Raw genomic sequence first — 21574 nt, 5'->3', positions numbered from 1 at the left:
CCCGCGAAAGTCGCGGGCCCGGTTCACCGTGGGGCTGCTGTCTCCCTCAACCTCGACCGTAGGTCAAGCCTTAGCGGCGGCCTTCGGCTTCTTGCCCTTCGTGGGCTTGTTCTTGTGCCGCACCACCGGAGCGACCTTCTTCTCGATCGTCTCGACCGAGCCGCCGGCCTTCTCGATCTTCTCCTTCGCCGAGGCGCTGAACGCGTCCGCCTTGACGACGAGCTTCTTCGAGAGCTCCCCGGTGCCGAGGATCTTCACGCCGTCCCAGCGGCCCTTCACCAGGCCGCGCGCACGGAGCGCCGCCTCGTCGACCGTCGCGCCCGCCTCGAACACGTCGAGCGACTTGACGTTCACCGGGGCGAGGTCGCGCGGGAACAGCGAGTTGAAGCCGACCTTCGGGAGGCGGCGGTTGAGCGGCATCTGGCCGCCCTCGAAGTGCAGCTTGTGGATGTTGCCGGGCTGACGGGCCTTCTGACCCTTCTGACCGCGGCCCGCGGTCTTACCCAGGCCCGAGCCGGGACCACGGCCGACGCGCAGCTTCTTCGTGACCGCGCCCTTCGGGGCGCGCAGGCGCGAGAGGATCGGCACCTCTGCGCTGATCTTCTCGTCAGCCATCGATCTCCTCCACCGACACGAGGTGGATCACCTTCTTGATCGCACCGCGGAACGCGGGCGTGTTCGCCACGACGACCTCGGTGTGCGGGCCGCGGAGACCGAGACCCTTGAGCGTGCGTCGCATGTCCTCCGTGCGGCCGATGCCGCTGCGGAGCTGCTTCACCTTGAGCTTCGGCTTGATCGCCATGATGCGCTCTCCCTCAGACGCGGATCTCGTCCACGGCCTTGCCGCGACGGCGCGCGACGTCGTCGATCGACTCGAGCGAGCGCAGCGCGTCCATCGTCGCGTGGACGACGTTGTGCGGGTTCGAGGTGCCGACGATCTTGCAGAGCACGTCGTGCACGCCCGCCGCCTCGAGCACCGGGCGCATCGCGCCGCCGGCGATGACGCCGGTACCGGGGCTCGCCGGATTCAGCAGCACGCGGCCCGCGCCGGCGTGACCGAACACGCGGTGCGGAATCGAGCCACCGACCAGCGGGATGCGGATCAGATTCTTCTTCGCGCGGTCGGTGCCCTTGCGGATCGCGTCCGGGACCTCGTTCGCCTTGCCGAGGCCCACGCCGACGTGGCCCTTGCCGTCGCCCACGACGACCAGCGCGCTGAAGCTGAAGCGACGGCCGCCCTTCACGACCTTCGCGACGCGGTTGATGTGGATCACCCGCTCCTTGAGGTCTTCGAGGCTCTCGGGATCGATGATGGCGCTCATGTGACTTCCGTTCTCTCAGTCAGTCCGGACGCGGCTCAGAAGTCGAGCCCCGCCTCGCGCGCCGCGTCGGCGAGAGCCTTCACGCGACCGTGGTAGATGTAGCCGTTGCGGTCGAACACGACCTGGGCGATGCCCTTGGCCTTGCAGACCTTCGCGATCGCCTGACCGACCACCTTGGCGACGTCGCTCTTGTTCTTCTCGCCGAGCTCGCCGCGCACGTCCTTGCTGAGCGTCGAGACCGCCGCGAGCGTCTTGCCCTGCGAGTCGTCGATCACCTGCACGTAGATGTGCTTCGCGCTGCGGAACACGGTCAGACGCGGACGCTCGGTGTCGCCGCTGACGTTCTTGCGAATGCGCTTCTTGCGCTTCGCGCGCTGCTCGTCCAATGCCATCTTCGATTCCTTTTGTGACTCCGCGGGGGGCGGCTGAGTACGCCCCCTCCGTCACGCGTTCAGATCACTTCTTGCCGCCCTTACCGCCAGCCTTACCGGCCTTCTCACGCACCTTCTCGTCGACGTACCGCACGCCCTTGCCCTTGTAGGGCTCCGGCGGACGGAACGAGCGGATGCGCGCGGCGGTCTGACCGAGCAGCTCCTTGTCGTGCGACTCGAGGTGCAGGCGGGGCTTCTTGGTGCCGCCGACGTCGAGCACTTCGACCTTCGCCTTGATCCCGTCGGGAAGGCGGAAGAACACCGGGTGCGAGAGCCCGAGGTTCAGGGTCAGATCCTGGCCCTTCACTTCGGCCTTGTAGCCGGTGCCGATCAGGTCGAGCGAGCGCGTGTAGCCCTTGCTCACGCCCTCGACGATGTTCTTGATCAGCGCGCGCGTGAGGCCCTGGTACTGGGCGAACGCGGTCGTGTCACCCGACGAGCGCGGCGCGAGGACGAGGGTGTTGCCCTCCTTCTTCACGTCGACCACCGCCGGGAGCTCGCGCTCCATCGAGCCCTTCGGGCCCTTCGCGACCAGCTTGCCGCCCTTGACGTCGATCTGGACGCCGGCGGGAAGCTCCACCGGGCGCTTGCCGACGCGCGAGACGCGAACGGTCTCCTGCTCCGCCGTCGCCATCACCACACCTCGCAGAGGATCTCGCCGCCCACGCGCTTCTCGCGCGCCGAGCGGTCGGTCATCACGCCCTGCGACGTCGACAGGATCGCGACCCCGGTCCCGTTCTGGACCTTCGGGATCTCGTCGTGTCCGACGTACACACGGCGGCCCGGGCGCGACGCCCGGCGGATGCCGGCGATCGCGCTGTGACGATCACGGCCGTGGTACTTGAGCTGGATCGAGATCGTGCGCGCGCCCTCGTCCACCGAGAAGCCCAGCACGAACCCTTCGTCACGGAGGATCTCCGCGACGTGCACCTTGAGCTGCGACAGCGGCACGTCGGTCCGCTCGTGCCGCGCGAGCGACGCGTTGCGGATGCGAGCGAGCATGTCGGCGATCGGATCGGTCATCATGACGACGCTACTCCCCTGATCACCACGAGCTCTTCGTCACGCCCGGGATGTCGCCCGCGAGGGCGTACTTCCGCAGGCAGACGCGGCAGAGCTCGAACTTGCGATAGACCGCCCGGGGGCGACCGCACACCTTGCAGCGGTTGCGGTAACGCACCTGGAACTTGGGCGTCTTCTCCATCTTCGCGAACGCGCGGGCGCTTGCCATTCTCGATCTCCTCAGGACTTACTTGCGGAAGGGCATCCCGAGCTCGCGAAGGAGCGCGCGTCCCTGTTCGTCGGTGCGGGCGGTCGTCACGAAGGTGACGTTCATGCCCTTGATCTTCTCGATCTTGTCGTAGTCGATCTCGGGGAAGATGATCTGCTCGCGCACGCCCAGCGTGTAGTTCCCGCGGCCGTCGAACGCCTTCGGGCTCACGCCCTTGAAGTCGCGCACGCGCGGGAGACCGAGGTTCACGAGCCGGTCGAGGAACTCCCACATGCGCTGCTTGCGCAGGGTGACCATCGCACCGATCGGGGCGTTCTCGCGCAGCTTGAAGCTCGCGATCGACTTCTTCGCGCGGGTCACGACCGGCTTCTGACCGGTGATCGTGCCGAGCTCCTCGACAGCCGACTCGATGATCTTCTGGTTCTGGGTTGCTTCGCCCAGACCCATGTTGACCACGATCTTCTGCAGCCGGGGAACCTCCATGATGTTCCCGAGCTGGAGTTCCTTCATGAGCGCCGGGACGACGTTCTCCCGGTAGGCCTTCTCGAGACGCGCGAGCTGCTGTTCCGCCATTTCCGATTCACCTCACCCGACCTTCGAGCGCTCCTGTTCGCGCGCTCGATGTCGAGTCTCCACTCGATATCTGACTCTGCTGCTCCAGCAGCAGAGAAGCTCAGTCGATGTTCGCGCCGCTCTTCACGGCAACGCGGACCTTCTTGCCATCCTTCTCGGCGAAGCGGACGCGCGTGGGCTTGTCCGTCTTCGCGTCGACGAGCATCACGTTCGAGATGTGGATCGCGGCTTCCTTCTCGATGATGCCGCCCGACGGGTTCTTCGGCGTGGGCTTGGTGTGCCGCTTCACGCGGTTCACGCCCTCGACGATCACGCGATCCTCCTCGCGGATGACGCGCAGGACGCGGCCCTTCGTGCCCTTGTCCTTGCCGGCGATGACGACGACCTGGTCGTCCTTCTTGACGCGGATACCCATCACACCACCTCGGGCGCGAGGCTGATGATCTTCATGAACTTCTTGCCACGGAGCTCGCGCGCCACCGGCCCGAAGATGCGCGTGCCGATCGGCTCGAGCTGCGCATTGAGCAGCACCGCGCTGTTCTGGTCGAACTTGATGTAGCTGCCGTCGGCGCGCTGGTACTCGCGGCGGGTGCGGACGACGACGGCCTTCGCCACGTCACCCTTCTTCACCTTCGCCGTGGGGAGCGCTTCCTTCACTGCGACGACGATCAGGTCGCCGAGGCCGGCCCAGCGACGACGCGAGCCGCCGAGGACCTTGATGCACTCCACGCGCTTCGCGCCGCTGTTGTCGGCGACGTCGAGCTCGGTCTGCTGCTGGATCATGGCTCAGACCTCCTCGGGGCGATCGACGAGGCGCACGGCGACCCAGCGCTTCGTGGCCGAGAGCGGGCGGCTCTCACGGATCTCGATGAGATCGTTCGTGCGGAACTGCTCGGTCTCGTCGTGCGCGTGGTAGCGCTTGCGGCGCTTGATGTACTTGCCGTAGATCGGGTCGCGAAGGCGGCGGACCACCTCGACCGTCACGGTCTTCTTCGCGCGGCCCGCGCTCGCGGTGTCGCTGATCACACGGCCGACCAGGTGGCGCTTGTTCCCGCGCTCCTCGTCGTTCTTCGGCGTCGGCCCCTTGGCCTGCGTCGCGTCGCTCATCTCGCTCACCCGTTCTCGCCGGCGGCCTTCGTCGCGCGCTCGGTCATCAGCGTCTTCACGCGAGCGATGTCGCGACGGAGACGGCGGATCTTGTCGGTGTCGTCGAGCTGGTTCGAGTAGTTCGAGAAGCGCGACTGCCACAGTTCGCGCGTCATCGACTTCTCGAGCTCCTTGAGCTCGTCGTCGGTCTTGTCACGGAGCTCGGAAGGCTTCGTCACAGCTGCTGACTCCTCATCACGAAGCGGGTGGCGACCGGCAGCTTGTGCCCGGCCAGACGGAACGCCTCGCGCGCGACCGACTCTTCGACGCCCTCCATCTCGTAGAGGATGCGGCCGGGGAGGATCTGCGCGCGCCAACCCTCGACTGCGCCCTTGCCGGTACCCATTCGGGTCTCGAGCGGCTTCTTCGTGAAGGGCTGGTCGGGGAAGATGCGGATGTAGAGCTTGCCAGCGCGCTTCGCGTGGCGCTGGATGGCCATACGAGCGGCCTCGATCTGACGCGAGGTGATGTGCCCGCTCTCGAGGGCCTGGAGGCCGAAATCACCGAACGAGACCGAGCTGCCGCGCTGGGCGACGCCACGGAGATTGCCGGTGTGCGACTTGCGGAACTTGGTGCGCTTGGGCTGCAGCATGGGAGTGCTCGCTCTTCTGCTCGGTCGCGGCGATCAGCCGGCGACGGGCTGGCGGCGACGGCGCTGCGGGAGCACCTCGCCCTTGAAGATCCAGACCTTGACGCCGATCGTGCCGTACGTCGTCTTCGCCGTCGCCACGCCGAACTCGATGTCGGCGCGGAGCGTGTGGAGCGGCACGCGGCCCTCGCGGTAGCGCTCCGAGCGCGCGATCTCGGCGCCACCGAGGCGGCCGCCGGCGTAGATGCGGATGCCCTTCACGCCGAACTTCATCGCGGTCTGGAGCGCCTTCTTCATCGCGCGGCGGAACGCCACACGGCGCTCGAGCTGCGTCGCGATGTTCTCGGCGACGAGCTGCGCGTTCGTCTCGGCCTTGCGGACCTCGGTGATGTCGACGAAGAGCTCGTTGCCGGTGAGCTTCTGGAGCTCGCCACGCAGCTGCTCGACGCCCGCACCGCGCTTGCCGATGATGATGCCGGGGCGCGAGGTCGAGATGACGACCTTCACCTTGTTCGCGGCGCGCTCGATCTCGATCGCGGCGATGCCCGCGTGCGCGTAGTTCTCGCGAACGTGCTCACGAAGGGCGAGGTCCTCGTGGAGCCACTTCGAGTAGTTCTTGTCCTCGTACCACTTGGAGTTCCAGGTTCGGATCACTCCGAGGCGGAACCCGTACGGATGCGTCTTCTGACCCACGTGAAACCTCAGCCTTCGTCCGAGACGACGAGCGTGATGTGGCTCATGCCCTTGGTGATGCGGGTCGCGCGGCCCTGGGCGCGCGGACGCCAGCGGCGCATGAAGCGATCGGGCGCCTTGTCCGCGAAGACCGTCTTCACGACGAGGTTGTCGAGATCGACGTTCTGGTCCTTCTGACGCGCGTTCGAGATCGCGCTGTCGAGGAGCTTCGCCACGATCGGCGCGGCCGCCTTCTTGGTGAAGCGCAGCATCTCGAGCGCCTCGGCGGCGTTGCGTCCACGGATCAGGTTCGCGATCACGCGCGCCTTACGGACGGCGATACGCTGGTTCCGAGCCTTCGCGATGGCTTCCATTGTCTCTCTCTGCCTACGCAGTGCTTCTGCTAGGAAATGCTGGGCTCGGGAAAAAGGGCGCCGGATCTAACACAGCGCCCCCCATCCGTCGAGCCGTTCTTGATCACTTCTTGCCGGCCGGCGCCTTCGCCTTGCGATCCGCCGCGTGCCCGCCGAACGTGCGCGTGGGCGCGAACTCGCCGAGCTTGTGACCGACCATGTTCTCGGTGACGAACACCGTGATGAACTTGCGTCCGTTGTGGACGTTGAAGCTCAGACCGACGAAGTCGGGGGTGATCGTCGAACGACGCGACCACGTCTTGATGACGCGGCGATCGTTGTTGCGAGCCGACGTCTCGACCTTGGCGGCGAGCGGGGCGTCGACGAAGGGGCCCTTCTTGAGCGAGCGTGCCATTCGAGTCTCCGATTCCTACCGACCGCTCACTTGTCGCGGCGCTTGACGATGAACTTGTCGCTCGTCTTGTTCGTGCGGGTCTTCAGGCCCTTCGCGAGCTGGCCCCACGGCGAGCAGGGGTGACGACCACCGGACGTGCGGCCCTCACCACCACCCATCGGGTGATCGACCGGGTTCATCGCGACACCGCGGTTGTGCGGACGGCGACCGAGCCAGCGCGTGCGGCCCGCCTTGCCGTGCGAGACGCGTGCGTGCTGCAGGTTCGAGACCTGACCGACGGTCGCGCGGCAGTTCAGGTGCACCATGCGGACCTCGCCGCTGGGCAGACGAACCTGCGCGTACTCGCCGTCCTTCGCCATCAGCTGCGCGGCAGCGCCGGCCGAGCGGACGAGCTGACCGCCCTTGCCGATCTTGAGCTCGATGTTGTGGACCATCGTGCCCACCGGGATGAAGCGCAGACGAAGCGCGTTGCCCGGCGTGATGTCCGCGTTCTTGCTCGAGACGACGGTGTCGCCCTGCTTCAGGCCGTCCGGCGCGAGGATGTACGCCTTCTCGCCGTCGACGTAGTGCAGGAGCGCGACGCGCGCCGAGCGATTCGGATCGTACTGGATCGAGTGCACCTTCGCGGGCACGCCGATCTTGTTGCGCTTGAAGTCGATGACGCGATAGCGGCGCTTGTGGCCACCGCCGCGGAATCGCGAGGTGATGCGGCCACTGTTGTTGCGGCCCGCCTTCGAGTACTGCGCCTCGGTCAGCTTGCGCTCGACCGCCGCGCCCTTGGTGAGGACCGAGAAGTCCGGCACCTCGAAGTGGCGCCGTCCCGCCGACGTCGGCTTGAACTTGCGGATCGCCATGGGTCAGGTCCCTTCACCGAGGTCGATCGTCTCGCCCTCACGGACCTGCACGATCGCCTTCTTCCAGTTCTGCGTCTTCGCGTGACCGCGCCCCATGCGGCGCATGCGACCGCGGACGATCATCGTCTGCACGTCGACGACTGCGACGTTGAAGAGCGTCTCGACCGCGTTCTTGATCTCGATCTTGTTCGCGTCGCGCGAGACCTCGAAGAGGTACTTGTTCTGCGTCTCACGCAGAGCGTTGCCCTTCTCGGTCAGGATCAGCGGGCGCTTGATGACGTGCTCGGGAAGCATTGCAGTCGGCCTCTCACGCGCTCTTGCAGCGGGCCTCGAGGGCCTGCGCCGCGCTCTTGGTCAGCACGACGTGCTCGTGACGGAGCAGGTCGTACACGTTGACGCCCTCGGGCGGAAGATACTGGTGCGTCTCGAGATTGCGCGCCGAGAGCTGGAGATTGTCGTTGCCCTTGGCGTCGACGATCAGCGAGCTCTTGCCGACCTTGAGCGTCGAGAGGACGCCCGCGAGCGCCTTCGTCTTGATCTCGGCGAGCTCGAAGGTGTCCACCACCGTGAGGCGGCCTTCCTTGAGCTTCATCGAGAGCGCGCTCGCGAGCGCGCCGATGCGCTGCTTGCGGTTCGGACGGTACGAGTAGTCGCGCGGCACGGGGCCGTGGACCTGGCCACCACCGACGAAGTTCGGGGCATTGCGGTCGCCGTGACGCGCCGAGCCCGTGCCCTTCTGGCGGTAGATCTTCTTCGTGCTGCCCGAGACCTCGGCGCGGTTCTTCGTCTTGTGCGTGCCCGAGCGCTTGCTCGCGAGCTGCGCCTTCACGACTTCGTAGAGAAGCGCTTCGTTGACGTCGCGGCCGAACACTTCGTCCGACAGCTCGAGCTCGCCCACGCTCTCGCGGCGCAGGTTGTAGACCGGAATCTTTGCCATGGACTTCCCCGCGCTCAGCTCTTGATCTCGACCTCGACACCCGCCGAGAGATCGAGCTTCATGAGGGCCTCGAGCGTCTGCTGGTTCGGCTCGAGGATGTCGAGAAGGCGCTTGTGAGTGCGGATCTCGAACTGCTCACGCGACTTCTTGTCGACGTGGGGGCCACGGAGAACCGTGAACTTCGAGATGCGGGTGGGCAGCGGGATCGGTCCCGCGACGCGCGCGCCGGTCCGCTTCGCGGTGTCGACGATCTCCGACGCGCTCTGGTCGAGCAGGCGGTGGTCGTACGCCTTGAGGCGAATCCGGATCTTCGTGGCAGCAGCCATGAGTTCTATCCTTCCGAGTCCAGCGTTCGAGTCAGATTCAGAGTCTCGACTCGATCACTCGATGATCTTCGTGATGACGCCGGCGCCGACGGTGCGGCCGCCCTCGCGGATCGCGAAGCGCTGCTGCTCCTCGAGCGCGACCGACGTGATGAGCTCGACGGTCATCGAGACGTTGTCGCCCGGCATGACCATCTTCACGTCCTCGGCGAGGTGGATCGTGCCGGTCACGTCCGTCGTCCGCATGTAGAACTGCGGGCGGTAGTTGGTGAAGAACGGCTTGTGACGGCCGCCCTCCTCCTTCTTCAGGACGTAGACCTCGGCGTTGAACTTCTTGTGCGTCTTCACCGAGCCGGGCTTCGCGAGCACCTGGCCGCGCTCGACGTCGTCCTTCTCGATGCCGCGCAGGAGGCAGCCGACGTTGTCACCGGCCTGGCCCTGATCGAGCAGCTTGCGGAACATCTCGACGCCGGTGACCGTGGTCTTGCGGGTGTCGCGGAAGCCGAGGATCTCGACTTCCTCGCCGACCTTGATCACACCGCGCTCGATGCGGCCCGTGACGACCGTGCCGCGGCCCTTGATCGAGAACACGTCCTCGATCGCCATCAGGAACGGCTTGTCGGTGTCGCGAACCGGCTCGGGGATCCACGCGTCGAGCGCGTTGAGCAGGTTGATGACGGTCTGCTCGCCCTCGGGATCGCCCTGCATGGCCTTGAGGGCCGAGCCGCGGACGACCGGCGCGTTGTCGCCGTCGAACTTGTACTTGTTGAGGAGGTCGCGGACCTCCATCTCGACGAGCTCGAGCAGGTCCGGGTCCTCGACCGCGTCGACCTTGTTGAGCCAGACGACGATCTTCGGCACGCCGACCTGACCCGCGAGGAGCACGTGCTCCTTCGTCTGCGGCATCGGGCCGTCGAGCGCGCTGACCACCAGGATCGCGCCGTCCATCTGGGCGGCGCCGGTGATCATGTTCTTGATGTAGTCGGCGTGACCGGGGCAGTCGACGTGCGCGTAGTGGCGCTTCTCCGACTCGTACTCGACGTGCGAGACCGCGATCGTGACGATCTTCGAGTCGTCGCGGACGGTGCCGCCCTTGGCGATGTCGGAGTACGAGATCTCCTTGCCGCCGAACTTCTTCGCCGCGACCTTCGTGATCGCCGCGGTCGTCGTGGTCTTGCCGTGATCGATGTGACCGATCGTGCCGACGTTGACGTGCGGCTTGGTCCGGACGAACTTTTCCTTGGCCATGACTCGTGTCCTCTAGTCTTCGATATCGGCGGGAGTCTTCAGGGCGGCGATCAGCCCTTGCCCTTGACCTTCGAGATGATCTGATCCGCGACGTTGTTCGGGACCGCGGCGTAGTGCGCGAAGGTCATCGTGTAGCTCGCGCGACCCTGCGTCTTGCTGCGCAGATCCGTCGAGTAACCGAACATGTTCGCGAGCGGCACGTCGGCAGTGACGACCTTCATGTTGCCGCGCTGGTCCATGTTCTTGACCTGGCCACGGCGCGAGTTGAGGTCGCCGATGACGTCGCCCATGAAGTCCTCGGGACAGACCACCTCGACTGCCATCATCGGCTCGAGGAGGTTGAGGCCCGAGCGCTTCGCGGCTTCCTGGAACGCCATCGAGCCGGCGATCTCGAACGCGTTCGCGTTCGAGTCGACGTCGTGATAGCTGCCGTCGACGAGGCGCGCCTTGACGTCGATCACCGGGTAGCCGGCGAGCACGCCACGCGTCATCGCGTCACGGATGCCCTTCTCGACCGGCGGGATGAACTCCTTCGGCACCACGCCGCCGACGATCCCGTTCTCGAACACGAAGCCGCTGCCCGGCGCGCCCGGCTCGAGATCGATGTAGACGTGGCCGTACTGACCACGACCACCCGACTGCTTGACGTACTTGCCCTCGATCTTCTTGACCGGCTTCGTGATCGACTCGCGGTACGCGACCTCGGGAGCGCCGACGTTGCACTCCACCTTGTGCTCGCGCTTCAGGCGGTCGACCATGATCTCGAGGTGCAGCTCGCCCTGGCCGGCGATGATCGTCTGGCCGGTCTCCGGGTCGGTGAACGCGCGGAACGACGGGTCCTCCGCGATCAGCTTGCCGAGCGCCTCGCCGAGCTTGGTCTGATCGGCCTTCGTCTTCGGCTCGATCGCCTGCGAGATCACGGGCTCCGGGAAGACCATGCGCTCGAGGATGATCGGGTGCTTCTCGTCGCAGAGCGTGTCACCCGTGCGGACGTCCTTGAGGCCGACGGCCGCGCAGATGTTGCCCGCCTGGATGTCCTTGATCTCCTCGCGCTTGTTCGCGTGCATGCGGAGGAGACGGCCGACGCGCTCGCGCTTGCCCTTGGTGCTGTTGAGCACCGAGGTGCCGGTCTCGAGCGTGCCCGAGTAGACGCGGATGAAGGTCAGCTGACCGACGAAGGGATCGTTGATGATCTTGAACGCGAGACCGGCGAAGGGCTCGTTGTCGTCGGCCTTGCGGTTGAGCTTCTTCTCCGGATCGTCGACGTCCTCGCCCTGCACGGGCGGGATGTCGAGGGGCGACGGGAGGAAGTCGACGACCGCGTTGAGGAGGAGCTGGACGCCCTTGTTCTTGAAGGCCGACCCGCAGATGACGGGCACGCACTTGAACGCGAGGGTGCCAGTGCGGAGCGCACCGAGGATCTCGTCGACCGTGAAGCTCGTGTCGCCCTCGAGGTAGCGCTCCATGAGCTTGTCATCGAGCTCGGCGACCGCCTCGAGCAGACGCTCGCGCGTCTTGTTCGCCTGCTCCTGGTACTCCGCCGGGATCTCGACGACGTCGTACTTCGAGCCCTTCGCGTCGTCGTGGAAGACGAACGCCTTCATGCGGACGATGTCGAGGATGCCGCGGTGGTTCTCCTCGGTGCCGAGGGGCAGCTGCACCGCGATCGCGTTCGCGCCGAGGCGCTCCTTGATCGACAGGAACGAGCGGTCGAAGTTCGCGCCCGCGCGGTCCATCTTGTTGATGAAGCAGATGCGCGGAACACGCCAACGGTCGGCCTGACGCCACACCGTCTCGGACTGCGGCTCGACGCCGGCGACGCCGTCGAACACCGTCACCGCGCCATCGAGCACGCGCAGCGAGCGCTCGACTTCGATCGTGAAGTCGACGTGCCCGGGGGTGTCGATGATGTTGACGCGGAACTGCTGACCGTTGAAGAGGCCCAGCTCGGGCCGCCAGAAGCAGGTCGTCGCCGCGGAGGTGATCGTGATTCCACGCTCCTGCTCCTGCTCCATGTAGTCCATGGTTGCAGCGCCGTCGTGGACTTCGCCGATCTTGTAGTTGACGCCCGTGTAGAAGAGGATGCGCTCGGTCGTCGTGGTCTTGCCGGCATCGATGTGCGCCATGATGCCGATGTTGCGCGTTCTCTCGAGCGGGTACTCGCGGGGCACGGTCGTTCTCCGAGGCGGGGTGTTTCGTCGGGAGTGGGATTCGAATCGGTATCGAGGCCTGGATAGACGAAAACCCCCTCTGGCCTTTCGTGCTCTCCCTCGGAGCACCCTTTTCCAGAGAGGGTTCCAGTCAGCGCGCTTGCTGTCTGCTCAGAGACAGTCTTTGTCAGCGGCTCACTGGCCTATGTGGCGGTCGTCATCGTCTCGAATCGACTCCTGCAATCAGGATCGAAGGAAGGGCCGTCCGTATGAACGGAATCAGCGCGGGAGTCGAGACTCCCGCGCTGCGTGATCTCACCAGCGGTAGTGGGCGAACGCCTTGTTGGCGTCGGCCATCTTGTGCACGTCCTCGCGCTTCTTGACCGCGTTGCCACGGCCCTCGGACGCTTCCTTCAGCTCCGCCGCGAGGCGCTCGACCATCGTCTTCTCGCCGCGATCGCGGGCGTAGTCGACGAGCCAGCGCATCGCGAGCGCGACGCGGCGCTCCGGGCGGACCTCGACGGGAACCTGGTAGGTCGCGCCACCGACACGGCGGCTCTTGACCTCTACCTTCGGCTTCACCGTGTCGATCGCCTTGCGGAAGACCTCGATCGGGTCCTCCTTGTAGCGATTGCCGATCACGTCGAGCGCGCCGTACACGATGTGCTCGGCCGTGCTCTTCTTGCCGTCCTTCATGACGACGTTGCAGAACTTGGCGATCATCCGATCGTGGAACTTCGGATCGGGGAGGATCTTGCGCTTGGGGACTTCGCGGCGGCGCGGCATGGTGGGCTCCTACCTGCTCACTTCTTGGCGCGCTTGACGCCGTACTTCGAGCGACCCTGGGTGCGGATCGCCTTGTTCGTGTTCGACGGGCCCGACGCGCCCGACGCGTCGAGCGCGCCGCGGACGACGTGGTAGCGCACGCCGGGGAGATCCTTCACGCGGCCACCGCGGATGAGCACGACCGAGTGCTCCTGCAGGTTGTGGCCCTCGCCCGGGATGTACGTCGTGACCTCGATGCCGTTCGAGAGGCGCACGCGGGCGACCTTGCGGAGCGCCGAGTTCGGCTTCTTCGGCGTGGTCGTGTACACGCGGGTGCAGACGCCGCGCTTCTGCGGGCACTCCTGGAGCGCGGGGGACGCCGTCTTGTGGCGAACCTTCTCGCGTCCCTTACGAACGAGCTGATTGATGGTCGGCATCGATACTCGGAAGGTCGGTCGGGGAGACTCTTCGCGGCGGTCAGGTCCGCGAACCGGGGAACTCGGCTCCGCGTGCAGCGTCCGCTTCCATGAAGGAGAGCCGACGAGCGCTCGAAGTACCTCTGCTGGAGAGTGCCTGCGCGCGAAAATCGGGCGCAAAGAGCCATCCCTGGCAGCGGGAGGCCGGAACTTTACCGGCGGCCCTCGGCCTGTCAAGGAACATCACGCGAAAACGGATCACGCGCGATCCCCGGACAGCCGTTTCAGAACGAGAAGGAGAGCGAGAGCCCGCCGATCCCCAACCCGATGTGGAGGTCGGAGACGGTGGGATTGGCTTCCTGGATCGCGTCTCTGTCCGTGTCCAGCTCCTCGCGGAGCTCCTCGGGCGCGCGGCGGCGCTGGGTGACGACACGCGTCGGGACGAAGCGGATCTGCGCCTCGGCGATGCCGGCGATCGCGAAGGCCGCGAGCGCGCCGAGGCCGGCCCAGTGGATGCCGAACGCGATCTCGAGGAGGCGATTGCCCTCCTGCACCGCGTCGATGTCGCCGACGGTCTGGGCGCGCGCGACCTGCGCGGAGAGCTCTTGGTGCCAGATCAGCGCGCCGATCGCGGCGCCGGCGAACGCGGTCTCGGAGAGCAGGAAGGTCCAGCCGAGCGGGTCGTCGCCGTTCTGGAATTGGCCGACCCCGAAGGGGACGAGGGCGAGCCAGCGCGAGTTCGGGAGCTCGAGGCGGATCTCCTCTTCGGCGAACGCGAGCAGGCGCTCTGCGCGCTCGCGCTCGCGCGCGGCGCGCGCCTCGACGGCGGCGCGGGCCTCGGCCTCGCGGCGCTCGAGCTCGAGGCGGTCGCGGACCGATGCGAAGAGCTCCTGCACCTCGAGCGGGAAGAGCAGCGGATCGAGCACGTACGTGGGCTGCTCGCGCAGGAGGCGCTCGAATTGCTCGCGCGCGGCCTCGCGGCGGCCGACGAACACGTACGCGGCGCCGAGGTACTTGCGCGCCTCGGCGACGAGCGCGGGGCTCGAGAGACGCGGCACGTCGCCGCCGACGAGCTGCTCGAAGTAGAAGACCGCGCGCGAGAAGTCGCGCTGCTCGTAGGCCTGGCGCGCGATCTCGAAGTCCTCGATGTCGCCCGCGCGCGCGCGCACTGGAGCGAGCACCGCGATCATCGCGACGAGCAGCACGCCGAGGACGAGCGCGCCCGCGCGTTCCTCGACGCGTGCGCGCATCAGCGCGGCGGCTCCTCGGCCTCCAGCGTCACGCGCTCGATGCGATCCGTGCCCGCGGAGAGAGCCACGCGCCCTCTATACTCGCGGTGCCCCTCGGCTGTCACGGTGTACTCGAACTCGTCGCGGCGCGACGTGGCGGTGATCGGGACCGCGATGAGGCCGTTGGCGCGACCGCGCGCGACGTCTTCGCCGACGACGACGCTCGCGGGGACGTTCGTGTAGACGAAGAGCCGCGCGGGACGGCTCTCGAGCGTGCGGCGGAGCAGGTAGTTGCCCTCGCCCGCGGGGATCGTCTCGTCGAAGCTCGCGGTCTCGCAGCAGCTCTCGATCGACTCGACGACGAAGTGATGGCGGCCGGGCGCGAGGTCGATGTTCTGGAAGCGCGGCCCGTAGGGCTCGGGGGTGCGGCCGTCGACGCCGATGCGGACGCTGACGGGATTGAACGCGAAGACGACGTGGCGAGGCGGCCCCTCGGGCGTGGGCTCGGGGTCGCTGCGGCGCGGCGTCGTGGCGATGCGCGTCCGTCCCGCGTCGGGCTCGGCGGCGGCGATCGTCGTCGCGGCGTCGGGCTGCTCGATCGCCACCACGCTCGTGCTCGTCGTCGCGGCGTCGATGGTCGTGATGGCGGTCGAGCCTGCGTCGCGGGGATCGGCCGCGGTGATCGGCACGTCGAGCGTGCCGGCGCGCGCGGCCTCGTCGCCGATCATCATCCAGCCACCGAGCGACGCGAGCGCGAGCGCGCCGATCGACGCCGCTGCGATCGCGAGGGTGCGCGTGCGACGGCGCGCGCGGCCCACGCTCTCGACGAGCGCGAGGACTTCCGCGTTGCCGTTGTCGAGGGCGAGCACGCGCCCGAAGTGATCGAGGGCCGCGGGGACGTGACCCGCGTCGCGCGCCTTCTTGCCGAGCGCGGTGCACGCGACGATCGTGCGCTTCGTGATCGCGGCCGCAGTGGCGTCGGGATCGGTGAGGTACGACGCGAGCGTCGCCGCGGGATCGTCGATGCCGATGTCGGCGACGAAGGTGCGCAGATCGCGCTCGAGATCGGCCGCGGTCGCGTAGCGCGCCGCGGGATCGTGGGCGAGCGCGCGCACGATGATCGCGCGGAGCTTGCCGCCGATCGCCGGCTGCACGCGCAGCGGGTCGGCGTAGTCGCCGTCGACGATGCGCTTGAGGACCTGGTGCGGGTTGCGACCGACGAAGGGCAGCTTCCCGCACGCGAGGAAGTAGAGGACCGTGCCGAGCGAGAAGACGTCGGTGCGCGCGTCGCAGTCGCGGCCTTCGATCTGCTCGGGCGACATGTGACCGGGCGAGCCGAGGATCTGGCCGGTCGCGGTCATCGTGTGCGAGTCGACCATGTCGGCGATGCCGAAGTCGGTCAGCTTCACGCACCGCGCTTCGTGGATCAGGATGTTCTCGGGCTTCACGTCGCGGTGGACGATGCCCTTCTCGTGCGCGGCCGAGAGCGCGCGGCACACCTCGATGGCGAAGCACGCGGCGATCTCCGCGGGGATGCTCGGGTGATCGTCGGCGAACTTGCGGAGCGTCGGGCCGGTGAGGAGCTCGGTCGCGATGAACGACTCCTCGGAGTCTTCACCGGAGTAGTCGTAGATCTCGAGGACGCAGGGGTGGCGCAGGCGTGCGACGCCCTGGGCCTCACGGCGGAATCGGGCGCGCGCCTCCTTCGAGCCGCGCAGGTGGGGGTGCATGACCTTCAGCGCGACCAAGCGATCCAGCTTCGAATCGCGCGCGCGGAAGACCGTGGCCATCCCACCGTGGCCGATCTCCTCGAGGATTTCGTACTTTTCGAGCGTCCGGAGCATGGGCGCGCGCCACTCGAGACACGATGAATCTAAGTGGGCCCGCCAGGACAGCGAGAAGTCTGGCGGAGGATACGGTGCCTCGCTCGGTGGAGACAACTCGGACCGGGCGGACCCTTGGGTCGTCCGGACGGGCTCGTTAGTTCAAGGGGTCGAGCTCGCGGGGCCAACAAAGCGCCATCGAGCGGAGCTCTTCGCCCTCGTCGTCGACGCCGCCGATGATGGCGACGATGCCGTCGGCGAAGAGCGCCGCGCCGGCGCGGGCACGCGGGGTGGGCAGGCCGTCGATCAAGGCCTCGATCACGACGCCATCGCCGAAGCGCTTCACGAGCTCGACGGTGGCCTGGGCGGTGCCGTCGGCGGCTTCGCCACCGAGCAGCCACACGCCGCCGACGGTCTCGGCGGTCGCGGGGCGGAGGCGAGGTGAGGCCCAGGGCTCGCCCGCGGTGACGCGGCAGGCGTCGGGGCAGCCGGTGACGACCAGCGTGTCGGCGCGCACCGTGGTGCCGTCGGCCGCGAGACCGCCGAGGAGCACGCCGACGCGGCGCTGGGGCGCGACGAGCACCGCGCCCTCGCGCACCTCGGTGGGGCTGCCCTCGAGCGCGACGCCGTTGCTGCGGAGGCGCGCGACCTCGAAGAGCGGCTCGCCCTCGGCCTGGCCTCCCGCGATGACGAGCACGCCGCCGACGGTGGTGGCGACGGGGTTGCGGCGCGGCGTCGCGAGCTGCGTGACGTCGACGCTCTCGTCGAGGGGATCGATCCACGAGATGCCGTCGACGGGATCGCCGCGGCCGTCGACGCCACCGACGATCACGACGCCTTCGGCGCCGAGATCGACGACCGCGGACTCGCCGCCCGCGCCCTCGTGTGCCTCGTCGAAGATGCGGGGATCGAGCCCAGTGTCGACGTTGGTGTCGAAGCGCGCGACGTAGTCGGCGGTCGCGTAGACGATGCGCGAGACGCTGAGGCGCGATGCGCGCGTGGCCTGCATGGGCCGCGGGACCATCAGACGTTCGTCGTCCTCGACGATCGCGTCCGCGTAAGTGAGGACCGGCGCGGTGATCGGGACGAGGCGATCGGTCGATGTGCCGCGCGTGGTGCCGCCGACGATGAAGAGGTTCGACTCGAGCGCGACCAGCGCGGGATCGGTGCGACCGGTCGTGAGCTGCGGCTCGTCGAGATCCTCGCAGCTCATCTCCTCGCCCATCACGACACGAACGAAGGGCACGTAGGGCAACCAGAACGGCGGGACGGCCCCGAGCAGCGTGGGACACGTCTCGAGGTCCATCGTCACCTGGATGCGCGTGACCGCGGTGTACGTCGCGATCTCGAGGGGCACGTCGAAGTTGCCGCTCGCATCGACGGCGGCGGACGCCGGGATGACGGCCATGCCGCCGCCTTGATCGACGACGAGCTCCAGCGTTCCCGGGCCGCATCCGAGCGCGGGGTTCGCGGCGGTCGCGTCGACGACGTGCACGCGAATGTCCTTCGCGCTCGAGGGCTCGTCGCATCCCGTGATCAGCGCGCCGAGCAGCGCGACGCAAGCGAAGAGACGACGCATCGTGCGCGCCTTTACTTCGTGAGTGCCCCGAGTCAAGGAGCCCGCCGTGCGCGCGCGCGAGATCGACGGCAGCATCGACGTGGCGGCGCTCGCGGCGGGATGGCGCGGACGCGGGCTCGCGTGGCTCGACGGCGACGGGAGCGCGCCGCAGGGACGCTGGTCGTTCGTGGGGTGCGAGCCGGTCGAGGTCCGCTCGGTCCGGTGGGGCGATCCTGCGCCCTACGACGTGATGCGCGGGCTCGCGGCGTGCGGCTCCGGAGCGTGCGAGCTCGATCCGGCGGACGTGCCGGCGTGGATCGGGCTCGTCGCGTACGACGCGTGCTGGAGCTCGGGCTCGGGGCTGCGTCGCGCGCCGCGGCTGGCGCGCTCGGGCGATGCGCCGATCGCGTGGCTCGCGCGCTACGACGCGCTGGTCGCGCTCGACGCGCAGCGCAGGCGCGCGTGGATCGTGGGCGACGACGAGGCCGCGATCGATCGGCTCGCAGCGCGCATCGACGAGCGCGCGTCCGCGCCGCGCGCGCGGGTGTCGCGTCCGATCGGCGAGCCCGCCGAGGTGCATCGCGCGGCGATCGAGCGCGCGCTCGAGCACGTCGCGGCGGGCGAGATCTACCAGGTGAACCTCGCGCGCCGGTGGAGCGCGACGATCGAGGGCGACGCGATCGCGCTCTTCCTCGCGATGCGCGCCGCGAGCCCGGTGCCCTTCGGTGCGTTCCTCGAGCTCGGCCGCGATCGCGCGGTGCTCGCGCGCACGATGGAGCGCTTCCTGCGCTGGGACGCGCGCACCCGCGCGATCGAGACACGCCCGATCAAGGGCACGATCGCGCGCGCCGGTGATGATCGCGGCGAGGCGGCGGCGCTGCGCACCGACGCGAAGGAGCGCGCCGAGCACGCGATGATCGTCGATCTGATGCGCAACGATCTCGGGCGCGTCGCCGAGGTCGGCACCGTGCGCGTCGAGCGCGTGATGGAGGTCGAGCCCTACGCCGGGCTCTCGCACCTGGTGTCGACGGTGCGCGCGACGACGCGCGACGACGTCGACCTGCGCGCGATCCTCGAAGCGACGTTCCCGCCGGGCAGCATCAGCGGAACGCCGAAGCTGCGCGCGATCGAGATCATCGAGGCGCTCGAGCGCTTCCCGCGAGGCGCGTACTGCGGCGCGATCGGCCACGTCGATCGCGCCGGCGGGCTCTCGCTCGCGGTCGCGATCCGCACTGCGACGGTCGCGCGCGGCGAGGTCGAGTACTTCGCGGGCGGCGGGCTGGTCGAGGCGAGCGTCCCGGAACGCGAGGTCGCGGAGACCGAGCTCAAGGCGCGCGTGCTCCTCGACGCGGTTCGTGCATTGGAGGAGGAGGCCGTCGGGGCTCGTGCTACAACGACCGACGATCCGTTCCGGCGTCGTCTAAGGGCAGGACAGCGGACTTTGGATCCGTGAATGCTGGTTCGAATCCAGCCGCCGGAATCGCTCGCGCCCATCGCATGATCCCCGCTCGCCGCGTGGTCGATCTCCGCCGCATGATGCTCGCGCTCACCATCGGCGCGACCGCGGGCGTGATCGTGGGCGCGCTCGGCGGGACGATCGCCGACGGGCTCGTCGGTCGCGCGGCGGAGAGCGCGACGAGCGCGAGCCGTCTGCTCGCAGGCATCGCGGCGTTCGCAGCGGGTGGCGCATACCTGCTGGGCAGCACGGGACATCGACGGGCGGCGATCCTGCTCGCGTCGGGCGCGTCCGTGGGGATCGCCGCGTGGCTCGCGGTGGTCGCAGCGCGCGCGCCGGGGCGCGCTGCGCTCGCGTTGCTCGAGTCGGATCGCGCGGGGCTCGAGGCGGTCGAGCTCGAGGGGCGCGCGTGGGTCGCGCATCGCACGCTGGGCTTTCGCCTGCCCCAGCCGAGCGTCGCGCTCTCGCCCGCAGAGGAGATCGTGCGCGAGACGAGCGAGCGCGCCGGGCCGGGATGGCGCGATGCGCACCGGCTCTGGGCGTTCGAGTCGAGCGATCGCGCGATCACGGTGACGCTCGATCTGACGCGCGCCGAGGACGCGTCGCTGGAGGCGCTCGACGCGCGCGCTCGCGCGGCGGCGGGACCGCTGCGCGCGCAGGGGATCGAGATCGAGGCGCAGGACGCGCGGCGCGAAGGAGCGCGCTGTGGCTCGGCGCGATTCGGCGCGGCGCTGGCGCACGGAGGACGGGTCGAGGCGCGCGTGCTCGCGTTCGAGGCTCCGTCGTCGCACCGCGCGTTCCATCTCGTCGTGACGATCGTCGGGCCCGAGGGCGCCGATGCGCGTGCGTACCTGGACGAGATCGTCGTGCCCTGCGACCGGTGAGCCTTCGAGCGCAGGCTCCGCGTTCGAGCGGATTGAACTCTTCCTGTCTGGGCAGAAGTTCTGCTCGCGTGGCGACGAGAATGCTGGGGATGTGGGGCGCGATCCTCGTGCTCGGGATCGCGTGGAGCGGATGTGCGGTGCAGCGGCCCGAGCGGGGAACGCTCGACGCGCTGCAGGCGACGGCGCAGCAGATCCGCGACGGACGCGACGTCGCGTCGCTGCCGGTGCTCGATCCGCTGATCGGCGCGTCGCGCAGCGCACTGGTGTCGGTGCTCGGGGCGCCGCGCGATTGCCGGTTCCCGCTCGAGCAGCCGTGCCGCGCGATCGGCGAGACGGTGTGGACGCTCGGCGGCGCGCATCACGAGGACGCGCACGCGCCCGTGCTGGTCGTCCACCTCGACGAGGGGCGGCGCGTCGTCGACGCGGAGTGGCGACGCTGATCCCGCTCAGGTAGTGGGGCGTCGCAGGTGCAGGAACGCCTCGACGTTCCCGTCGGGGCCGGCGAGCTGCGAGTCGCAACGACCGAGCACCTCGAGCCCGAGCTCGCGGGCTTCCTCCTCGACCTTCTCGATCGCCGAGATCCGCGCCGCTGCGTCGCGCACCACGCCCTTGTGGAGGTCGCGCCGATCGACCTCGAACTGCGGCTTCACCATTGCGAGGATGGCGCCGCCGTCCCGCAGGACCTCGCGCGCGGCGGGGAGCAGCTTCCCGAGCCCGATGAACGACGCGTCGATCACGACGAGGTCGATCGGCTCTCCGAGCTCGCCGGCGCGCAGGTGCCGGGCGTTCGTGCGCTCGCGGACGATCACCCGCGGATCGTTCCGCAGCTTCGGGTGGAGCTGGCCCCATCCGACGTCGATCGCGTGCACCCGCGCGGCGCCGCGCACGAGGAGACAGTCGGTGAACCCGCCCGTCGACGCGCCGAAGTCCGCGCACACCAGACCGCGCGGATCGACGTGCAGCGCGTCGAGCGCACCCTCGAGCTTCACGCCGCCCCGCGAGACGTAGGGGTGATCGGCGCCCCGCACCTCGAGCGGTGCGTCGACGGAGAGCGTGTCGCCCGCCTTCTCGACGCGTCGTTCGCCCGAGTAGACGATGCCCGCGAGCACGAGCGCGCGAGCCCGCTCCCGACTGGGTGCGAGCCCGCGCTCGACGAGCATCACGTCGACGCGCTGCTTCCGGATCGACGCGGCCACCTC

31 protein-coding genes and 1 tRNA gene are annotated in these 21574 nt (G+C 68.5%); 4 read left to right on the top strand and 28 right to left on the bottom strand.

Annotated features, from left to right (window positions below; genetic code table 11):
* Positions 1 to 63 precede the first annotated feature (63 nt).
* From rplO to I5071_RS39225, 27 genes are all read right to left on the bottom strand, one after another.
* Complete coding sequence (gene rplO, locus I5071_RS39355; RefSeq protein ID WP_236518526.1) at positions 64 to 615, bottom strand: 50S ribosomal protein L15; 552 nt, start codon at positions 613 to 615, stop codon at positions 64 to 66.
* Entirely contained in the window at positions 608 to 802 is a 195-nt protein-coding gene (gene rpmD / locus I5071_RS39350; protein ID WP_236518525.1) for a 50S ribosomal protein L30, read from the bottom strand. The genes rplO and rpmD overlap by 8 nt, the downstream gene beginning before the upstream one ends.
* Before the next feature lie 13 nt (positions 803 to 815).
* Complete coding sequence (gene rpsE / locus I5071_RS39345; RefSeq protein ID WP_236518524.1) at positions 816 to 1322, bottom strand: 30S ribosomal protein S5; 507 nt, start codon at positions 1320 to 1322, stop codon at positions 816 to 818.
* Positions 1323 to 1357: 35 nt separating this feature from the next.
* Positions 1358 to 1714, bottom strand: a complete 357-nt coding sequence (rplR, locus tag I5071_RS39340) for a 50S ribosomal protein L18 (RefSeq protein ID WP_236518523.1) — start codon at positions 1712 to 1714, stop codon at positions 1358 to 1360.
* A 64-nt stretch (positions 1715 to 1778) separates the two neighbouring features.
* Positions 1779 to 2387 carry a 50S ribosomal protein L6 gene (rplF, locus tag I5071_RS39335; protein ID WP_236518522.1) on the bottom strand — a complete coding sequence of 203 codons (609 nt, stop codon included), beginning with the start codon at positions 2385 to 2387 and terminating at the stop codon, positions 1779 to 1781.
* A complete protein-coding gene (gene rpsH / locus I5071_RS39330) occupies positions 2387 to 2779 on the bottom strand; it encodes a 30S ribosomal protein S8 (protein ID WP_236518521.1) in 393 nt (130 codons plus the stop codon). The genes rplF and rpsH overlap by 1 nt, the downstream gene beginning before the upstream one ends.
* A 19-nt stretch (positions 2780 to 2798) precedes the next feature.
* Positions 2799 to 2984 carry a type Z 30S ribosomal protein S14 gene (locus I5071_RS39325; protein WP_053237579.1) on the bottom strand — a complete coding sequence of 62 codons (186 nt, stop codon included), beginning with the start codon at positions 2982 to 2984 and terminating at the stop codon, positions 2799 to 2801.
* A gap of 18 nt (positions 2985 to 3002) precedes the next feature.
* Positions 3003 to 3557, bottom strand: a complete 555-nt coding sequence (gene rplE / locus I5071_RS39320; RefSeq protein WP_268921186.1) for a 50S ribosomal protein L5 — start codon at positions 3555 to 3557, stop codon at positions 3003 to 3005.
* A gap of 100 nt (positions 3558 to 3657) precedes the next feature.
* Complete coding sequence (gene rplX, locus I5071_RS39315) at positions 3658 to 3966, bottom strand: 50S ribosomal protein L24 (protein ID WP_236607723.1); 309 nt, start codon at positions 3964 to 3966, stop codon at positions 3658 to 3660.
* A 5-nt stretch (positions 3967 to 3971) separates the two neighbouring features.
* Positions 3972 to 4340 carry a 50S ribosomal protein L14 gene (rplN, locus tag I5071_RS39310; RefSeq protein WP_236518520.1) on the bottom strand — a complete coding sequence of 123 codons (369 nt, stop codon included), beginning with the start codon at positions 4338 to 4340 and terminating at the stop codon, positions 3972 to 3974.
* Between the two features lie 3 nt (positions 4341 to 4343).
* Complete coding sequence (gene rpsQ / locus I5071_RS39305) at positions 4344 to 4664, bottom strand: 30S ribosomal protein S17 (protein ID WP_053239097.1); 321 nt, start codon at positions 4662 to 4664, stop codon at positions 4344 to 4346.
* A 5-nt stretch (positions 4665 to 4669) separates the two neighbouring features.
* Positions 4670 to 4882, bottom strand: coding sequence for a 50S ribosomal protein L29 (gene rpmC, locus I5071_RS39300; protein WP_053237583.1), 213 nt, complete (start codon positions 4880 to 4882; stop codon positions 4670 to 4672).
* The gene (gene rplP / locus I5071_RS39295) at positions 4879 to 5295 is read right to left on the bottom strand and encodes a 50S ribosomal protein L16 (protein WP_053237584.1); all 417 of its coding nucleotides are present in this window, start codon (positions 5293 to 5295) and stop codon (positions 4879 to 4881) included. Before rplP ends, rpmC begins: the two co-directional genes overlap by 4 nt.
* Before the next feature lie 33 nt (positions 5296 to 5328).
* Positions 5329 to 5985: a 30S ribosomal protein S3 gene (gene rpsC, locus I5071_RS39290; RefSeq protein ID WP_236518519.1), complete on the bottom strand. Its 657-nt coding sequence runs from the start codon at positions 5983 to 5985 to the stop codon at positions 5329 to 5331.
* Between the two features lie 8 nt (positions 5986 to 5993).
* On the bottom strand, positions 5994 to 6338 hold the full coding sequence (gene rplV / locus I5071_RS39285) for a 50S ribosomal protein L22 (protein WP_053237586.1): 345 nt from the start codon (positions 6336 to 6338) through the stop codon (positions 5994 to 5996).
* Positions 6339 to 6441: 103 nt separating this feature from the next.
* Entirely contained in the window at positions 6442 to 6732 is a 291-nt protein-coding gene (gene rpsS / locus I5071_RS39280) for a 30S ribosomal protein S19 (RefSeq protein ID WP_236518518.1), read from the bottom strand.
* A 26-nt stretch (positions 6733 to 6758) separates the two neighbouring features.
* Entirely contained in the window at positions 6759 to 7586 is an 828-nt protein-coding gene (rplB, locus tag I5071_RS39275) for a 50S ribosomal protein L2 (RefSeq protein WP_236518517.1), read from the bottom strand.
* A 3-nt stretch (positions 7587 to 7589) separates the two neighbouring features.
* Entirely contained in the window at positions 7590 to 7880 is a 291-nt protein-coding gene (locus I5071_RS39270; protein WP_236518516.1) for a 50S ribosomal protein L23, read from the bottom strand.
* 13 nt (positions 7881 to 7893) lie between these two features.
* Positions 7894 to 8523 (bottom strand): 50S ribosomal protein L4, encoded by a 630-nt coding sequence (gene rplD, locus I5071_RS39265; RefSeq protein WP_236518515.1) that lies wholly within the window; start codon positions 8521 to 8523, stop codon positions 7894 to 7896.
* 14 nt (positions 8524 to 8537) lie between these two features.
* Positions 8538 to 8849 carry a 30S ribosomal protein S10 gene (rpsJ, locus tag I5071_RS39260; protein ID WP_053237591.1) on the bottom strand — a complete coding sequence of 104 codons (312 nt, stop codon included), beginning with the start codon at positions 8847 to 8849 and terminating at the stop codon, positions 8538 to 8540.
* 54 nt (positions 8850 to 8903) lie between these two features.
* The gene (gene tuf, locus I5071_RS39255; protein WP_053232793.1) at positions 8904 to 10094 is read right to left on the bottom strand and encodes an elongation factor Tu; all 1191 of its coding nucleotides are present in this window, start codon (positions 10092 to 10094) and stop codon (positions 8904 to 8906) included.
* Between the two features lie 50 nt (positions 10095 to 10144).
* Positions 10145 to 12265: an elongation factor G gene (gene fusA, locus I5071_RS39250; protein WP_236518514.1), complete on the bottom strand. Its 2121-nt coding sequence runs from the start codon at positions 12263 to 12265 to the stop codon at positions 10145 to 10147.
* Positions 12266 to 12559: 294 nt separating this feature from the next.
* A complete protein-coding gene (gene rpsG / locus I5071_RS39245) occupies positions 12560 to 13030 on the bottom strand; it encodes a 30S ribosomal protein S7 (RefSeq protein WP_053237593.1) in 471 nt (156 codons plus the stop codon).
* 17 nt (positions 13031 to 13047) lie between these two features.
* Positions 13048 to 13446: a 30S ribosomal protein S12 gene (gene rpsL / locus I5071_RS39240; RefSeq protein ID WP_053237594.1), complete on the bottom strand. Its 399-nt coding sequence runs from the start codon at positions 13444 to 13446 to the stop codon at positions 13048 to 13050.
* Positions 13447 to 13709: 263 nt separating this feature from the next.
* On the bottom strand, positions 13710 to 14675 hold the full coding sequence (locus I5071_RS39235; protein ID WP_236518513.1) for a tetratricopeptide repeat protein: 966 nt from the start codon (positions 14673 to 14675) through the stop codon (positions 13710 to 13712).
* Entirely contained in the window at positions 14675 to 16498 is a 1824-nt protein-coding gene (locus I5071_RS39230; protein ID WP_236518512.1) for a serine/threonine-protein kinase, read from the bottom strand. The genes I5071_RS39235 and I5071_RS39230 overlap by 1 nt, the downstream gene beginning before the upstream one ends.
* A gap of 136 nt (positions 16499 to 16634) precedes the next feature.
* Positions 16635 to 18056, bottom strand: a complete 1422-nt coding sequence (locus tag I5071_RS39225; protein WP_236518511.1) for a hypothetical protein — start codon at positions 18054 to 18056, stop codon at positions 16635 to 16637.
* A gap of 229 nt (positions 18057 to 18285) precedes the next feature.
* On the opposite strand from I5071_RS39225, the gene I5071_RS47095 reads away from it, so the two are divergent.
* The 4 genes from I5071_RS47095 (at position 18286) to I5071_RS39200 (ending at position 20815) form a co-directional block, all read left to right on the top strand.
* Positions 18286 to 19488, top strand: a complete 1203-nt coding sequence (locus I5071_RS47095; RefSeq protein WP_419249688.1) for an anthranilate synthase component I family protein — start codon at positions 18286 to 18288, stop codon at positions 19486 to 19488.
* Positions 19445 to 19515, top strand: a tRNA-Gln gene (locus I5071_RS39210). The genes I5071_RS47095 and I5071_RS39210 overlap by 44 nt, the downstream gene beginning before the upstream one ends.
* Before the next feature lie 17 nt (positions 19516 to 19532).
* Positions 19533 to 20375, top strand: coding sequence for a hypothetical protein (locus I5071_RS39205; protein WP_236518508.1), 843 nt, complete (start codon positions 19533 to 19535; stop codon positions 20373 to 20375).
* Positions 20376 to 20443: 68 nt separating this feature from the next.
* Complete coding sequence (locus I5071_RS39200; protein ID WP_236518507.1) at positions 20444 to 20815, top strand: hypothetical protein; 372 nt, start codon at positions 20444 to 20446, stop codon at positions 20813 to 20815.
* A gap of 6 nt (positions 20816 to 20821) precedes the next feature.
* Here the strand turns inward: I5071_RS39200 and I5071_RS39195 are convergent, their stop codons facing one another.
* Complete coding sequence (locus I5071_RS39195) at positions 20822 to 21571, bottom strand: TlyA family RNA methyltransferase (RefSeq protein ID WP_268921184.1); 750 nt, start codon at positions 21569 to 21571, stop codon at positions 20822 to 20824.
* Between the last annotated feature and the right edge of the window lie 3 nt (positions 21572 to 21574).

Source organism: Sandaracinus amylolyticus (assembly GCF_021631985.1).
GTDB lineage: Bacteria > Myxococcota_A > Polyangia > Polyangiales > Sandaracinaceae > Sandaracinus > Sandaracinus amylolyticus_A.
Note: the sequence above shows the minus strand (reverse complement) of the source record. Positions and strands in the feature narration are given on the sequence as shown.

Coding starts and splice junctions, on each gene's coding strand:
- rplO (WP_236518526.1), bottom strand. CDS start 615: ATGGCTGACGAGAAGATCAGCGCAGAGGTGCCGATCCTCTCGCGCCTG.
- rpmD (WP_236518525.1), bottom strand. CDS start 802: ATGGCGATCAAGCCGAAGCTCAAGGTGAAGCAGCTCCGCAGCGGCATC.
- rpsE (WP_236518524.1), bottom strand. CDS start 1,322: ATGAGCGCCATCATCGATCCCGAGAGCCTCGAAGACCTCAAGGAGCGG.
- rplR (WP_236518523.1), bottom strand. CDS start 1,714: ATGGCATTGGACGAGCAGCGCGCGAAGCGCAAGAAGCGCATTCGCAAG.
- rplF (WP_236518522.1), bottom strand. CDS start 2,387: ATGGCGACGGCGGAGCAGGAGACCGTTCGCGTCTCGCGCGTCGGCAAG.
- rpsH (WP_236518521.1), bottom strand. CDS start 2,779: ATGATGACCGATCCGATCGCCGACATGCTCGCTCGCATCCGCAACGCG.
- I5071_RS39325 (WP_053237579.1), bottom strand. CDS start 2,984: ATGGCAAGCGCCCGCGCGTTCGCGAAGATGGAGAAGACGCCCAAGTTC.
- rplE (WP_268921186.1), bottom strand. CDS start 3,557: ATGGCGGAACAGCAGCTCGCGCGTCTCGAGAAGGCCTACCGGGAGAAC.
- rplN (WP_236518520.1), bottom strand. CDS start 4,340: ATGATCCAGCAGCAGACCGAGCTCGACGTCGCCGACAACAGCGGCGCG.
- rpsQ (WP_053239097.1), bottom strand. CDS start 4,664: ATGAGCGACGCGACGCAGGCCAAGGGGCCGACGCCGAAGAACGACGAG.
- rplP (WP_053237584.1), bottom strand. CDS start 5,295: ATGCTGCAGCCCAAGCGCACCAAGTTCCGCAAGTCGCACACCGGCAAT.
- rplV (WP_053237586.1), bottom strand. CDS start 6,338: ATGGAAGCCATCGCGAAGGCTCGGAACCAGCGTATCGCCGTCCGTAAG.
- rpsS (WP_236518518.1), bottom strand. CDS start 6,732: ATGGCACGCTCGCTCAAGAAGGGCCCCTTCGTCGACGCCCCGCTCGCC.
- rplB (WP_236518517.1), bottom strand. CDS start 7,586: ATGGCGATCCGCAAGTTCAAGCCGACGTCGGCGGGACGGCGCCACTTC.
- I5071_RS39270 (WP_236518516.1), bottom strand. CDS start 7,880: ATGCTTCCCGAGCACGTCATCAAGCGCCCGCTGATCCTGACCGAGAAG.
- rplD (WP_236518515.1), bottom strand. CDS start 8,523: ATGGCAAAGATTCCGGTCTACAACCTGCGCCGCGAGAGCGTGGGCGAG.
- rpsJ (WP_053237591.1), bottom strand. CDS start 8,849: ATGGCTGCTGCCACGAAGATCCGGATTCGCCTCAAGGCGTACGACCAC.
- tuf (WP_053232793.1), bottom strand. CDS start 10,094: ATGGCCAAGGAAAAGTTCGTCCGGACCAAGCCGCACGTCAACGTCGGC.
- rpsG (WP_053237593.1), bottom strand. CDS start 13,030: ATGCCGCGCCGCCGCGAAGTCCCCAAGCGCAAGATCCTCCCCGATCCG.
- rpsL (WP_053237594.1), bottom strand. CDS start 13,446: ATGCCGACCATCAATCAGCTCGTTCGTAAGGGACGCGAGAAGGTTCGC.
- I5071_RS39235 (WP_236518513.1), bottom strand. CDS start 14,675: ATGCGCGCACGCGTCGAGGAACGCGCGGGCGCGCTCGTCCTCGGCGTG.
- I5071_RS39230 (WP_236518512.1), bottom strand. CDS start 16,498: ATGCTCCGGACGCTCGAAAAGTACGAAATCCTCGAGGAGATCGGCCAC.
- I5071_RS39225 (WP_236518511.1), bottom strand. CDS start 18,056: ATGCGTCGTCTCTTCGCTTGCGTCGCGCTGCTCGGCGCGCTGATCACG.
- I5071_RS47095 (WP_419249688.1), top strand. CDS start 18,286: ATGCGCGGGCTCGCGGCGTGCGGCTCCGGAGCGTGCGAGCTCGATCCG.
- I5071_RS39205 (WP_236518508.1), top strand. CDS start 19,533: ATGATCCCCGCTCGCCGCGTGGTCGATCTCCGCCGCATGATGCTCGCG.